We start from the raw sequence: 14087 nt of genomic DNA on the forward strand, positions 1-14087 counted from the left end.
ACCGTGAGCGTGATCACTCCCAACGAAACCGAACGGGTCTGGCAGCCGCAGGGGCGCGAGGCCGGGGTCAGCCTGTATCTGAGCGGCGCAGTCGGCGATGCCGACGAGCTGTTCGGAGCCCGCGTCGACGGCCTCCCGATCACTCTCAGCCTTGTGCCGGTCAGCGAGTGGATCGACCCGGTGGAGATTTCCACCGCCGCCGTGGCAGTGATCCAGGTCGACGCGGACTCCTCCGCATCGGTCAAGCGGTTCGAGCGGCTGGCCGCGGCAGCGACGATCCCGGTGATCGCTGCAGCCTACGAACCGCCGCTCGCGCTGGTCCGGTCCCTGCTACGGAGCGGGGCGCACGACGTCCTCCCGCTGCCGCTGTCGCTGAGCGATCTCCAGACTTCGATCGCTCCGCTGCGCGAGCAGGTCGCTGCCGCGCAGACTGCGGTGCATGCGGCAACTGGGCGGCTGATCGCGGTGGCCAAGAGCCGCGGCGGAGCCGGCGCGACGTCCGTCGCCACCCAGCTCGCCTGCCGCTTTGCCCATTTTGAAAAACGCGCCGGGCGGGACGCCTGCCTGATCGACTTCGACGTCCAGTTCGGCGATGCGGCGTTCCAGCTTGGGCTCAAGCCACGGATGACGGTGAGCGACCTGGTCGAAGCCGGGGCCCGGCTGGACGGCGAACTGCTGCGCTCGGTCGCGGTGCACCATCCGAGTGGGCTGGAGGTCATCGCCGCTCCGCGCGAGATGCTGCCGCTGGAATCGCTGTCGAACGAGCAGGTGATCGCGATCGTCGAGCGGGCGCAGCGCGAATATGGGTCGGTGTTCGTCGACCTTCCGGCGAACTGGACCAACTGGTCGCTGTCGCTTGCCGCCCGGGCCGATGTGCTGCTGCTGGTGACCGAGCTGTCGGTCCCCAGCCTCAACCGCGCACGGCGCCAGATCGACCTGCTGAACTCGCAAGGGCTGGGCGACGTCGAACTTCGGGTGGTGATCAACCGGTTCGAGAAGAAGGTCTTCGGCGGCCTCAAGCCTGCCGACGTCCGGACCGCGCTGGGGCGGGAGGCGGCGTACACGATCGCCAACGATCCCGACGTGCTGTGCGAGGCGGTGGATCGCGGGATCGGCATCGAGGCGGTGAAGCGCAAGAGCGCGCTTGGCCGCGACCTCGATCTGCTCGACGCTGGCCTCGCCAGTATCCTCAATCTGGAGCGCTAGGCGATGTGGCAGATCCGCAAACCCGAACAGAGTTTTTCCGAGGACAGGCCCCCGGCGCCGACGCTGGAAGAACGGCGGCTGATGAGCGTTGGCGATGCCGGCGCCTTCGCAAAGCGCGACGTGCATACCGACCTCAAGGTCGAGCTTCACCAGCGACTGCTGGACCTCATCAACCTGTCGGCGCTCGACGGCATGTCGCGCGAACAGGTGCAGCACGAGGTCGGCGACATCATCCAGGAAGAACTGGCCAAGCAGAACCATGCGCTCAATCATTCGGAGCGCCGCCAGCTGGTCGACGACGTGCTCGACGAGCTGCTGGGCCTCGGGCCGCTGGAGCCGCTGCTCAAGGATGCCACGATCACCGACATCCTGGTGAACGGTCACGCCAACGTGTTCGTGGAGAAGTTCGGCACGCTGGAGGCCACGCCCGTCCGCTTCAAGGACGAGCGGCACTTGCTGCGGATCATCCAGAAGATCGTGTCGGCGGTCGGCCGGCGGGTCGACGAAAGCTCGCCCCTGGTCGATGCGCGGCTTGCGGATGGAAGCCGCGTCAATGCGGTCGTCCCGCCACTTGCGCTCGACGGATCGCTGCTGTCGATCCGCAAGTTCGCCAAGGTGCCCATCTCCATGACCCGGCTGGTCGAGATCGGCTCGGTGCCGGAGCAGGTGGCGGAGGTGATGAAGGCGGTCGTCGCCTCACGCCGCAACGTGCTCATCTCGGGCGGCACGGGATCGGGCAAGACGACCATGCTCAATGCCATGTCGGCCTTCATCGACAATCGCGAGCGGATCGTCACCATTGAGGATTCGGCCGAGCTCCAGCTTCAGCAGGAGCATGTCGCGCGACTGGAAACGCGGCCTTCGAACATCGAGGGCAAGGGGGAGATCGCCCAGCGCGACCTGGTCAAGAACGCGCTGCGCATGCGGCCGGACCGGATCATCGTCGGCGAAGTCCGCTCGGGCGAGGCGTTCGACATGCTGCAGGCGATGAACACCGGCCACGATGGGTCGATGACCACCGTCCACGCCAACACGCCGCGCGATGCCCTGTCGCGCGTCGAGCAGATGATCGGCATGTCGGGGATCGACATCCCGGCCCGCTCCGCGCGCGCGCAAATCTCCTCGGCGATCAACGTCGTCATCCAGGTGGCCCGTCTGTCGGATGGCCGACGCCGCCTCGTCAGCCTTTCGGAGCTGACGGGAATGGAGGGCGACGTAATCACCATGCAGGAAATCTTCCGCTTCCGGCAGACCGGCATTTCCGCCGACGGTGCGGTGATCGGCAGATTCGAGGCGACAGGGATTCGCCCGCGCTTCCTGGAGCAGACGATGTCCCATGGCATCAGCCTCTCCCCCGAGCTGTTCCGGCCTGATGCGAGGTTCGACTGATGTCCGACGGCTGGCTTCGTGCCCTGTTCCTGATCCTGGTGTTCGCCGCGGTGCTCCTGCTGGTGGAGACGATCGTCGGCAATTTCGTCCGCTCGCGGACGCAAGGACGGGAGATCAACCAGCGGCTTCAGATGATCGGCGGCGGGACCGCTCGGAGCGAGGTGCTGAACAAGCTTCGCCGGCGCGAAACCGCGGTCGGCGAAGCAGTCCCGTCCTGGCTTCGCGGACCCGCCGTGTCGTTCGAACGGCTGCTGATGGCGGCGGGGATCACCGCCCCGACCGGCCAGCTGATGCTCTATCTGGCGCTGACGCCGGTAGGGGTGTTGGCACTGATCATCGTTGCGATGCTGGTGTTGGGCTCGCCGATCGGGCCCGGCCGACTGCTGCTGGTCTCAACCTTTGCCGTGGCGGTGGGCGCCGGCATCCCGCTGATGATCCTGCAGCGCCAGGCCAACAAGCGCCGCAAGAAGATGCAGGAACAGTTCCCGGTTGCCTTGGACGTGTTCGTCCGCGGCCTTCGCGCGGGGCATCCCGTCTCGGCTGCGCTCGACCTGCTGACGGTGGAGATGCCGGACCCGATCGGCAGCCAGTTCGGGATCGTGGTCGATGAAGTGACCTACGGCGCCGACCTCAAGGACGCCCTGCATACCATGGCCGAGCGCTGGGACATGGACGACGTGCGCATGTTCGTGGTCAGCCTGGCCGTTCAGCAGGAAACCGGCGGCAACCTGGCGGAAATCCTGGAAAACCTCAGCAAGGTCATCCGCGACCGCGCGGCGATGATGATGAAGGTGCGCGCCCTGTCGAGCGAAGGGCGGATGAGCGCGGTGATGCTCACCCTGCTGCCGGTCATCACGATGGCACTGCTGTTCATGCTCAACCCGGGTTTCTACCTGGATGTCGCCGACGATCCGGCGTTCGTTCCCGGGTTCGGGTTCCTCATCATGCTGTACGCCGTCGGATATGTGATGATCCGGCGGATGGTCGATCTGAAGGTCTGACGCGATGGTTGAGATCCTTGCCGATAATGAGATGGCGCGGTGGAGCCTGCTGGCCCTGCTGTTCATGGCGGTGGTCACTGTGAGCTTCGCGGTCGCAAGCGTCGTCGGTTCGCGCCGCGCGGTGCGCGATCGCCTGTCGCCCGAGGCGACGGCACCGGCCACGGACCTCCTGTCGCCGGGCTCGCTCCGAAGCGCTTATGCCGAAAGCGCGTGGCTGAAGCTGGTCGAACGGATCGAGAAGAGCGGGCTCAACCTTGCCGACACCAAGGACCAGGCGCTTCGCCAACGCCTGGCGGCGGCCGGCTGGCCGGCGCCTCATGCCAGCCGGGTCTACACGCTGATCCGGCTCGGGCTGGTGATCGGCCTTCCGGTGCTGCTGTTGTCGCTGCTGTGGCTGAGCGGTTCACGGCCGGGGATCGGGACCATCTACTTCGGCGGGCTGATCGCTGCCTTGGTCGGCCTCTATGTCCCGGCCCTGTTTGTCCGGGCCAAGGCGGACCGCCGCCAGCAGAAGATCATCAATGGCTTTCCCGACGCGCTCGACCTCATGCTGGTGTGCGTGGAGGCCGGGCTTGGCCTTGAAGCCGCCTTCGCCCGCGTCGGCCAGGAAATGACCAGTTCGCATCCGCTGATCGCCGAGCAGTTCGGAACGGTGGTGCTGGAGATGCGGGCCGGGCGAAGCCGCGAGGATGCACTGCGGCGGATGGCCGACCGCGCGGAAGTGGACGAGATCCGCGCCTTTGCGACGTTGCTGATCCAGTCGACCAAGCTCGGCTCGTCGATCGCGCAGACCCTGCGGGTCTATGCTTCGGAAATGCGGGACAAGCGGCGGATGCGGGCCGAGGAAAAAGCCCATCGCCTGCCGGTGCTGCTGTCGATCCCGCTGGTGAGCTGCATGCTTCCGGTGATGATCGGCGTGCTGATGCTTCCGGCTGCGATCCGGGTCGTCCGGGTGTTGATTCCGGCCATGGCGGGGAATGGATGATGCTCAAGGGGGGATATGCGGGGCTGGCGTCGGTCGCCATGCTGGCGGTCGCCGGCTGTGGCGGCAGCAATGCCGAGCTGAACATTCGATCGGTGTCGTCGGGCATTGCCGCCGGGGAGCGGCCGGTGCCCGAACGGATTGCCGAGGCGCGCGGCCATTTCAGGCTGGGCAACATGGCGTTGGCGCTGGAAGCTTTCCGGCGCGCGCTCCGCGATGACCGGGCCAGCGTTGACGCGTTGAACGGTCTTGCCGCTTGCTACGACAAGATGGGGCGGTTCGATCTGTCGCGGTCGCATTACGAGCAGGCGCTGGCGCTCGCGCCGGGCGATGCGCGGCTGTACCGCAACCTCGCCTTGTCGCTCGACCTCCAAGGTCGCAGGGGCGAGGCCGAGAGTGTCCGGATGGAAATGAAGCAGCGGCTTGCCGCAGGCCATGCGGCAACGCTCGAGCTTGCCGAGGCCGAGGCCGAGGCCGCCGAAACGGCGGTCGCCGAGAGGCCGGTACCGGTGGTTGGATCGGGCGCCCCGGCGGCAAGCGTGACGGTCGCCCTTGCTCCTGCTCAACCGCAACCGGCAACCAAGGCCAGGCTGCAGCGCTTGTCGCTCGGCGAGGTGGCGCTGGTGACCACCGGCAAGCCGGTGTGGACAGCCCGCAACACGCAACGGCGCGACGAGCCGGCCGCAGCGCGGCTGACCTTGCTCAACGCCGCCCGTGTCGCCGGGCTCGCCGCGCGGACGCGGACCACGCTGGAAGGCCGCGGTTGGAAGCAGATCGCGATCGGGAATGCGTCGCAGGTCGAAGCCCAGTCGGTCATCGCCTACCCCGCCGCCCGGCGGGCGGACGCGGTGCGGCTGCAGCGGCAGTTCGGCTTCGCGCTGCGCCAGCGCCCTTCGGCCGATGGCCCGGTTGTGGTGATGCTCGGCCGCGACGCTGCCAAGGCGTTGCGGGTGCCCGCCACTTCATGATTGCGGCGATTGCGCTTGCCGCGGCGCTTGCAGGGGCACCGCTCGATGAGGCAGCGCATGCGCTTGCCGCCGGCCGCACCGAGCAAGCCCGGACCATGATCGCCCGGGCCGTCGCCGCCGGGCAGAGCGGGCCCGAGGTCGACCGCCTGCTGGCCGACCTTGCGTTCACCAGTGGCGATTGGGCCGTCGCTGCCGGGGCCTATCGCGTGCTGCTCACCCGTGCTCCGAACGACTGCGGCCTGGCCGAGCGCGGGGGGATCGCTGCCTTCCGCGCTGGCGACGCGGAGCAGGCAATGGCCTTGCTGGACCGGCCCGCCTGCGCCGCGACGGTCGGCTGGCATGGGTGGAATGCGCGCGCTGTCGCCGCGGACCGGCAGTCCGACTGGGCCACCGCCGACCGCGCCTACGCCAGAGCGCTGGAACTGGCTCCGTCCGAGGCCCGGCTGCTCAACAATCTGGGTTGGTCGCGGCTGCTGCGCGGCGACTGGAACGGAGCGGTTGAGCCGCTCGAGCGGGCCGCCAGCCTCGACCCGGGCAATCTGCGAATCGCGGCCAACCTCGATCTCGCGCGCTCGGCGGTCGCCGACTCGCTTCCGGCGCGGCGGGCGGGCGAAAGCTCGACGGCATGGGCCGCGCGCCTCAACGACGCCGGCGTCGCCGCGGCGCGCCAGGGCGATCGCGCCCGTGCGGTGGCGGCCTTTGCCCAGGCGGTGGAAGCCAGCGACCGCTGGTTCGCCCGCGCCGCCAACAATCTGGCGGCGGTGGAGAAGCAGCCTTGAACCTTGCCGTCCTTGCGCCCCAGTGGATGACCTTCGCGCTGCTTGCCCTGCTCGCCCTGGCAGCTGCGGAGGATGCGGTTCGGCTGCGCATTTCCAACCTGATCTCCCTTGCCGTCCTGCTGCTGGGCATCGGTGCGATGTGGGCCGTGGGGTTCCGGTTGTCCTTGTGGGAGAATCTGCTGGTGCTCGCGGCGGTCCTGGCCGTTGGGACGTGGCTGTTCAGCAGCGGCCGAATGGGCGGCGGCGACATCAAGCTGTTCGCCGCGACCGGCCTGTGGTTCGACCTTGAAGGCGCCCTCCTGTTGCTGGTTTCAGTGGCGTTGGCCGGCGGGCTGCTGGCCCTGTTCATCCTGGCGATCCGGATGGTGAGCTGGAGCGAGGGCGCCAAGGAGCGCGTGCTGGTGCTCCGGCCCAAGGGCGGCATACCTTATGGGATCGCGATTGCCGCGGGGGCGGCGCTGGCGGTAATGGTGGCCCAGGCGGCGGCGACGACCGCCGACCCGCTGACCAACTGGAGCGCTGTGCCGAAAGCCCGATGAATGCTTGTGCCGTTCTTTGCGCCATGGCTCTCGCGGCCGCGGCGGTGCCCGCATCCGCGCGCGTGCTCGCGGCGAGCGGCAGCTGGGCCGCGGTGGAGCGGAACTCCGGGCGCAGCTGTGAGGCTCTCTCGCGTTCGGAGATCCTGGCTCGCAAGGGCCGCGAGCAGGCGCGCGCAACCTTCAGCTTCGACCGTTCCGCAGCGCGTCGCGGGCAGCTGTATCTTGTGCTCAGCCGTCCGGCGCGCCCCGGCGCGAAAGCCCTCCTGAGCGTCGCCGACCAGACATTCCTGCTCGCGACTCGTGGCAACCATGCCTGGAGCCGAGGGCCGGACCAGGAAGCGGCGATCATGACGGCGGTGCGCCGAGCCACCGACATGCGGGTGAGGGTGCGCGATTCTGCTGGCCGCGGATTTTCCGACCGCTACCTGCTGCCGGGCGCTCCCACCGCGATCGATGCGGCGGCGGCGGCCTGCGCGCCCGGGATGTAGAAGCGGTCGGGGGATAGAAAAAAGCCACAATCGTCGCTACATGGACGCCAACCCATGAGCGCCGACACCACCCTGATGGCCATTCCAGGCCCGATCGATCCCGTGCCCGTTCCGCGCGCGGCCCAGCCGCAGCGTACCGACGGCCGCACCGAACTGATCGGCCTGACGCGCGAGCAGATGCGCGCGGCCCTCACCGATGCGGGGCTGGAGCCGAAGCAGGCGAAGCTGCGGGCCAAGCAGATCTGGCACTGGATCTACAATCGCGGGGCGAGCGACTTCGCGCAGATGACGGACATCGCCAAGGCACAGCAGCCCTGGCTGGCCGAGCGCTTTGTCCTGACGCGCCCGGACGTGGTCGAAGCACAGGTGTCGTCGGACGGCACCCGCAAGTGGCTGCTCAAGACCCACGATGGTCACGACTTCGAGATGGTGTTCATTCCCGACGCGGACCGCGGCACCTTGTGCGTGTCGAGCCAGGTCGGCTGCACCCTTAACTGCCGCTTTTGCCATACCGGGACGATGCGCCTGGTCCGCAACCTGGAACCGCATGAGATTGTCGGCCAGGTGATGCTGGCCCGCGATTCGCTAGGCGAGTGGCCGAGCCAGCCGGAAGGCCGGATGCTGACCAACATCGTGATGATGGGCATGGGCGAGCCGCTCTACAATTTCGACAATGTCCGCGACGCGCTCAAGATCGTCATGGATGGCGACGGGCTGGGGCTGTCGAAGCGGCGGATCACCCTGTCCACCTCCGGCGTGGTGCCGATGATGGAACGCTGCGGCGAGGAGATCGGGGTCAATCTGGCGGTGTCGCTGCACGCGGTCACCAAGGAGATCCGCGACGAGATCGTGCCGTTGAACCGCAAGTACGGGATAGAGGAGCTGTTGCAGGCCTGCGCCGACTATCCTGGTGCCAACAACGCGCGGCGGATCACCTTCGAGTATGTCATGCTCAAGGACAAGAACGACAGCGACGAGCATGCCCGCGAGCTGGTGCGCCTGATCCGCCACTACCGCCTGCCGGCCAAGGTCAACCTAATCCCGTTCAATCCGTGGCCGGGCGCCCCCTACGAATGTTCGGCTCCCGAGCGCATCCGCTCGTTCAGCAACATCATCTTCGAAGGCGGCATCTCCGCCCCGGTCCGCACACCGCGCGGGCGGGACATCGATGCGGCCTGCGGCCAGCTGAAGACGGCAGCGGAAAAGCGGCGCAAGTCGGAAGAGCCGGCGGAGCGCGCCGCCTAGTCCGGCGTTGAACGGGGGCATGCGCGTCGTCCTCGCCCTCACCCTACTGCTCGCTGGCTGCGCGGGTCCGTCCTGGAAGAGCGAGCCGGGTCTGCCCGGCGATCTTGCCCGGCACGACCAGGGCGACCTGTCCGGCGTATGGCGATCGGCCCGCTTGACCGTCACCATCGACCAGCAGATCGGCACGTTCGCCGCGCAAAGCGGCTGTACGATTTCGGGCGGCGTGCTCCATCATATCGAAGGGGGCCGATTTCATCTCTGGCGATATGAGAGCGGCTTCGCCAGCGACCGCTGCGGCCCTTGGCGTAACGGGCCAGAGCTTGCTCCCTTTGACGGAGCCGAGGTCGTTCTCATGGGTGTTGGGAACAGGCTTCGGGCAACCGGCCCCGGGCGAAGCGCCGAGTTGTGGCGGGACGGGGCCTGATGGCCACCCTTGCTCCTCCAGCCGAACTCCTGCGGCGCCAGATCGTCGGCGGGGTGCGAAGCTTCTTCAACGACCAGAGCAAGGGCGAGCGGCCGGTCGTGCCCAGTGATGATGCACTGATCCCGCGCGGCTCGGTGGCGTGGCGGGTGCACGGTGACGTCGCTTCCATGATGGTCGGCGGCATTGCGGCGCTGCTGCTGCAGATGCTGCACCCGGCAGCATTGGCCGGGGTGTGGGACCACAGCGATTTCCGCCGCAACATGCATGGCCGACTGCGCAACACGGCCCGCTTCATCGCGGTCACAACCTTTGGCGAGCGCGAAGCGGCCGAGGCGGCGATTGCCCGTGTGCGCGGCATCCACGATCATGTGAACGGGGTCCTCCCCGACGAAACCCCTTACGACGCCAACGACCCCATGCTCCTGTCCTGGGTGCATCTGGCCGGTGGTCTGATGTTTCTGGATTCATGGATCCGCTTCGGCGAGCCGGAGATGAGCAGCGTCGACCGGGACGCTTACTGGCGCGATGTCGCGCCGGCCGCTCGGATGCTGGGAGCCGAACCGGTGCCGGTCACCGCCGCGGACGCGGCGGCGCTGCTCGGCCAGTTCCCCTCGCAACTGCGCGGCGACGAGCGGACCCGCACCGTGCGCAACGTCATTCTCCGCCAACCGCCGCCAACCTTGGCCGTGCTACCCGTCCAGACCCTGCTGATGCGCTCGGCAGTGGACCTCCTGCCGTCATGGGCGCGGCGGATGCATGGGCTGCGCAGTTCAGGGGTTGGCGCCCAAGCCGTTGGTGCGGCGACCACCGGCCTGGCCCGGACCATCCGCTGGGCGTTCCGGAGCTGACTTGGAGCGAAGGCCTTGAGTCCGCCTGCATTCGCCCCCACTGAGGGCGAATGAGCGCTCTTCAGAAGCTGGTCGGTGGGCTGCTGCCGGACCGCCGGATCACCATTGTTTGGCCTGACGGCAAACGGGAGCTTGCCGGGGGCGGAACCGGCGATAGCGCCATCACGGTCCGTCTGACCGATCGCAAGCTCGTCTGGGAAATCCTGCGCAAGCCGTCCTTGGGCCTTGGCGAAGGCTATATGGACGGCCGGCTGCAGTTCGAAGGCGGGACCATTCTGGACTTCCTGCGGCTGATCGCGCGGAGCAATCCGTGGGAAGGCGGGGGGCAGGGCCGACGGATCATGCTCCGCGGAAAGATCGGGCCGCTGCTTCGCAAGCTGCGACGCAACCCGGCGGACAAGGCGAAGCGCAACGTCGCGCACCATTACGACCTCGATGACCGGCTGTACGCGCTGTTCCTGGACACGGACCGGCAATATAGCTGCGCTTACTTTCGCGACCCGGACCACAGCCTGGAACAGGCTCAGGCCGACAAGAAGGCCCACATCGCCGCCAAGCTCCACCTGAAGCCCGGGCAGCGGGTGCTGGACATCGGCTGCGGCTGGGGCGGGACTGCGCTTTACCTCAACCGCATCGCCGACGTGGATGTCCTGGGCATCACCTTGTCGGAGGAGCAGCTGGCGGTCGCCCGCCGGCGCGCCGCGGAGGCTGGCGTCGCTGACCGGGTGAAGTTCGAGCTGATTGACTATCGCCAGGTGACCGGCCGATTCGACCGGATCGTCTCGGTCGGCATGTTCGAGCATGTCGGCGCCGCGCACTACCGCGAATTCTTCGCCAGGTGCCGGGAAATGCTGACCGATGACGGCGTGATGCTGCTACACACCATCGGCAAATATGGTGAGGCCACAGGACCCGACCCTTTCACCGACAAGTGGATCTTCCCCGGCTACCATGTGCCGAGCCTCAGCCAGATCGCGGAGGCCAGCGAGTCGGCCCGCCTGATCACCGCCGACGTGGAAACGCTGCGGCTGCACTATGCGTATACTTTGCTCCACTGGCTCGCGAACTGCGAGGAGCACCGGGCGGAGATCGAGGCACTGTACGACGAGCGCTTCTTCCGGATGTGGGAGTATTATCTCGCCGGTGGGATCGTCGCATTCGAGAATGGTGCGATGAACAACTTCCAGCTGCAATATGTCCGCGACCGGCGCGCCTTGCCGATTACCCGCGACTACATGACCCAGGTGGAGGAGAGATACCGGGCGCTCGCGTCATCCGGGTCCTGACCCGGGAGCCGCCTTCGACGCTTCGCGATTGCGAGGCCCCCGGGTCAACCCCGGGGGCGCTGCTCCCTACCGCCGCTTGCCCTTGAGTTCCGCGACCAGCGCTGGCGCAGGATAGATCGTCTCCAGCGCTTCCTGCACCGCGGCGGTCGAGACGACGACGGTGCGGTTGAGGTTAGCATCGTAGCCGTAATTGCCGCCGAGGCTGTGGATGTTGCCGTCGAACGCGGCGCCGATCACCGTGCCGGCGCTATCGATCACCGGCGATCCGCTGTTGCCGCCGATAATGTCGTTCGTGGTGACGAAGTCGTAGGTGGTCGCCTTGTCGATCCGCGCCTCGTTACCGGCAAAAGCGGCCGGGAGTTTGAATGGATCCGCGCCCGTCGCCCGCTCGAACGCTCCGCCGAGCGTGGTGCGGGTCGGAACCTGCTGTCCGCGCTCGGTCCAGCCTGCGACCTTGCCGTAGCTGATCCGCAAGGTGAAGGTCGCATCCGGGTAGACGGTCGCGCCATAGGCGCCGAAGCGGGCGGTGGCCAGCCGGGCCTGAGCCGCGGTCACCGGCGCATCGTAGCGCTCGTTGAACAAGCGGGTGAGCTCGCGATCGCGGGCGTCTAGCCGCCTCGCATATTGGATCATCGGGTCATTGGAGGCCGCGATCGCCGCCGCGCCGCCGTCCCACAGCTGCTTGCGATAGGCCGGGTCGGCCAGGCGGGTGCCACTGACCAATTGTTTGGCGAGGCCTTCCGGGCTGTCCCGCCCAAGCATCAGCCGGGTCTGGGGATCGTCGGCACCGAGATACTCGCGCGCCTTGGACAGGCTCCAGCCTAGCGTCAGCTCTTCCAGCCACGGCGTGATCGGCTTGGCGTCGAGCACCTGCTTCTCGAGCAAAGGCAGGGCGCTGTCGGTGTAGCCTGGCAGCCGCTCGCCGTTCGGCTTGGTCCGCTCCTCGGCCGCGCGCACCAAGGCTTCGGCATAGCCGTAAAGGTCGCTCTGCGGGGTGATGAAGCGGTAAGGAACGTAGATGTCGCGATAGGCGCTGACCGCCTGAGCGATCTCCGCCCAAGGGTTGCCGAGCGCGGCATTCCCGGCCGAGCGCTGCTTGAGGTCGGCCTCGGCCGCGGCGAGCTTCGCCGTGAAGGCGGGATCGTTCAGCGCCTTGACCCGGCCGATGAAGACCTTGAGGCTGTTCTCCACGCCGAACAGCGCATCGGCCCCTTCGCGAGCCTTTTCGGGGGTTTGCGCCATCGCCGACAGCAATCGGCCGCGCAGCTCGGAATAGGTCGCCAGCGTGATCGGCAGCGCAACCTCGCGCTGGAACGCGAGCTGGTCCTGGGTCAACAGGCGCTGGGTCGATCCGGGGTTGCCGACCACAAACGTCGCTTCCCCGTCGACCGGTGCGCGCGGGTTCCACTTGAGGTGGCTGGGGCTCGCGACCGGGCGGCCGTTTTCATAAGCGCGCAGGAAAGCGGCATCGAGCGCATAGCGGGGGAAGTTAAAGTTGTCCGGATCGCCGCCGAAGAAGGCCGCGGCGAATTCCGGCGCCCAGGCGATCCGAACGTCGTCATACTTGCGATAGGTGTAGAGCTTGTACTGGCCGCCGCCATAAAGCCGGACCACCTGGCAGCGGGTGCGGGCAGTATCGGCGCAGCCGGCTTTCTCGATCTCCGCGATACGCGCGTCGCGCGCCTTGACGGCGGCTTCGCCCGTCGCATTGCCGATCGCCCGCTGCACGTCATTGGTGACGTCGCTGATCGCGGTTACCACCTCCGCCTGCTGCCCCGGGCACTTGCGCTCGGCGTTCCGGGCGGCCGCCGTGAAGCCGTTGGCCACGAGATCGCTGCTGCCGGTCGACAGGTCCTGAAGGCAGCTGACCACGCAATGGTGGTTGGTCAAGATAAGGCCCGCATCCGACACGAAGCTGGCCGAACAGCCCCCGGTCAGCCGAACCGCCGAAGCGCGCACCTTGTCGAGCCATGCCTGATCCGGTGCCCAGCCGTAGCCGGCGCGCATCTGCTCGGCGGGGAAGGCGTCGAAGGTCCACATCCCCTCATCGGCGCGGGCGGCGCTCGACAAGGCGAACAGGCTGAAAGCGGCACTGGCGGCAAGGGCAAGGGAGTGGCGCATGAGGGTCCTTTGATCGAAAATGCCACGGAGTGATTGCAGACGGCGCGAGCGCGCACAAGCAAGCAAAAGGCCCGGCGGTTTCCCGCCGAGCCTCCTGCTGCACCAACCCTCGCGGGGTGGATCCGCTTAGCCGCGAACGCCGCGCTGCCCCATCATTCGCTGGCGCATCTGCTCGCGCTCCTCGCGAGTGATGCGGCCGTCGCGGTTGGCGTCGACCATGTCGAAATGGCGCACCGCGGCTTGCGTGGCCTCCTGCATCGACACACGGTTGTCGCGGTTGAGGTCGGCCATGGCGAACATCTGCCCACCCATACGACCGCCCATGCGCATCCCGCGGTGCATGCCAGCGCGCTGGCCCCGGTCGCCCCGCGTGGTCCGAACCTGGGCGAACTCGTCGCGGCTGATCACACCGTTCCTATCGAGGTCGAAACGGTCAAAGGCCCTGGCCTGGCGCTCCGCTCGCCGGGCGGGGTCGATCTGCCGCTGCCCGTTGCGGCCCATCCGCTGGCCTCGCATCTGGCCGCGGGCAGCCTGCGCCTCGTCCCGGGTCAGGAAGCCGTCACGGTTGAGGTCCATGCGGGCGAAGCGATCGCGCACGCGCTCGACCACCTCGTTGCGGGTCTGGATGCCATCACGCGGCGCATTGCCGAACTGCGGCTGCACGGTGGAGGACGGTTGGGCGAATGCGGCGGTGGCGGCGAGAACGGCGAGACCCGCGCCCGCGAGCAGCGACTTGATCATGGGCACACTCCTGGGTTGTTTGCCCGTGATTTATGCCCCGACCCCTGTATGCGGGTTGAACAAGGCTGGA

The 14087-nt window shown here is 67.7% G+C and carries 14 protein-coding genes; 12 read left to right on the top strand and 2 right to left on the bottom strand.

Annotation, left to right across the window (positions count from 1 at the left end; all coding sequences use genetic code 11):
• The first annotated feature begins 3 nt into the window (after positions 1 to 3).
• From ACFQPG_RS03165 to ACFQPG_RS03220, 12 genes are all read left to right on the top strand, one after another.
• A complete protein-coding gene (locus tag ACFQPG_RS03165) occupies positions 4 to 1206 on the top strand; it encodes a CpaE family protein (protein WP_380810221.1) in 1203 nt (400 codons plus the stop codon).
• A gap of 81 nt (positions 1207 to 1287) precedes the next feature.
• Positions 1288 to 2595: a CpaF family protein gene (locus tag ACFQPG_RS03170; RefSeq protein ID WP_380811689.1), complete on the top strand. Its 1308-nt coding sequence runs from the start codon at positions 1288 to 1290 to the stop codon at positions 2593 to 2595.
• Positions 2595 to 3596: a type II secretion system F family protein gene (locus ACFQPG_RS03175; protein WP_380810223.1), complete on the top strand. Its 1002-nt coding sequence runs from the start codon at positions 2595 to 2597 to the stop codon at positions 3594 to 3596. The genes ACFQPG_RS03170 and ACFQPG_RS03175 overlap by 1 nt, the downstream gene beginning before the upstream one ends.
• Positions 3597 to 3600: 4 nt before the next feature.
• Complete coding sequence (locus ACFQPG_RS03180; protein ID WP_380810225.1) at positions 3601 to 4581, top strand: type II secretion system F family protein; 981 nt, start codon at positions 3601 to 3603, stop codon at positions 4579 to 4581.
• Entirely contained in the window at positions 4578 to 5546 is a 969-nt protein-coding gene (locus ACFQPG_RS03185; RefSeq protein ID WP_380810227.1) for a LytR C-terminal domain-containing protein, read from the top strand. Before ACFQPG_RS03180 ends, ACFQPG_RS03185 begins: the two co-directional genes overlap by 4 nt.
• Positions 5543 to 6325 carry a tetratricopeptide repeat protein gene (locus tag ACFQPG_RS03190; RefSeq protein WP_380810229.1) on the top strand — a complete coding sequence of 261 codons (783 nt, stop codon included), beginning with the start codon at positions 5543 to 5545 and terminating at the stop codon, positions 6323 to 6325. The genes ACFQPG_RS03185 and ACFQPG_RS03190 overlap by 4 nt, the downstream gene beginning before the upstream one ends.
• On the top strand, positions 6322 to 6864 hold the full coding sequence (locus ACFQPG_RS03195; RefSeq protein WP_380810231.1) for a prepilin peptidase: 543 nt from the start codon (positions 6322 to 6324) through the stop codon (positions 6862 to 6864). The genes ACFQPG_RS03190 and ACFQPG_RS03195 overlap by 4 nt, the downstream gene beginning before the upstream one ends.
• Positions 6865 to 6887: 23 nt before the next feature.
• Positions 6888 to 7352, top strand: coding sequence for a hypothetical protein (locus tag ACFQPG_RS03200; RefSeq protein WP_380810233.1), 465 nt, complete (start codon positions 6888 to 6890; stop codon positions 7350 to 7352).
• 54 nt (positions 7353 to 7406) lie between these two features.
• Complete coding sequence (gene rlmN, locus ACFQPG_RS03205; protein ID WP_380810235.1) at positions 7407 to 8597, top strand: 23S rRNA (adenine(2503)-C(2))-methyltransferase RlmN; 1191 nt, start codon at positions 7407 to 7409, stop codon at positions 8595 to 8597.
• A gap of 19 nt (positions 8598 to 8616) precedes the next feature.
• On the top strand, positions 8617 to 9021 hold the full coding sequence (locus ACFQPG_RS03210) for a hypothetical protein (RefSeq protein WP_380810236.1): 405 nt from the start codon (positions 8617 to 8619) through the stop codon (positions 9019 to 9021).
• Positions 9021 to 9869: an oxygenase MpaB family protein gene (locus ACFQPG_RS03215; RefSeq protein WP_380810238.1), complete on the top strand. Its 849-nt coding sequence runs from the start codon at positions 9021 to 9023 to the stop codon at positions 9867 to 9869. Before ACFQPG_RS03210 ends, ACFQPG_RS03215 begins: the two co-directional genes overlap by 1 nt.
• Before the next feature lie 50 nt (positions 9870 to 9919).
• On the top strand, positions 9920 to 11155 hold the full coding sequence (locus ACFQPG_RS03220; protein WP_380810240.1) for a class I SAM-dependent methyltransferase: 1236 nt from the start codon (positions 9920 to 9922) through the stop codon (positions 11153 to 11155).
• 66 nt (positions 11156 to 11221) lie between these two features.
• Here the strand turns inward: ACFQPG_RS03220 and ACFQPG_RS03225 are convergent, their stop codons facing one another.
• Together ACFQPG_RS03225 and ACFQPG_RS03230 are read right to left on the bottom strand one after the other, a co-directional pair.
• Positions 11222 to 13276 (bottom strand): S46 family peptidase, encoded by a 2055-nt coding sequence (locus ACFQPG_RS03225; protein ID WP_380810242.1) that lies wholly within the window; start codon positions 13274 to 13276, stop codon positions 11222 to 11224.
• 126 nt (positions 13277 to 13402) lie between these two features.
• Complete coding sequence (locus ACFQPG_RS03230) at positions 13403 to 14017, bottom strand: EF-hand domain-containing protein (RefSeq protein ID WP_380810244.1); 615 nt, start codon at positions 14015 to 14017, stop codon at positions 13403 to 13405.
• Positions 14018 to 14087: the final 70 nt, after the last annotated feature.

Source organism: Sphingomonas sp. GCM10030256 (assembly GCF_042666415.1).
Classification (GTDB): domain Bacteria; phylum Pseudomonadota; class Alphaproteobacteria; order Sphingomonadales; family Sphingomonadaceae; genus Sphingomicrobium.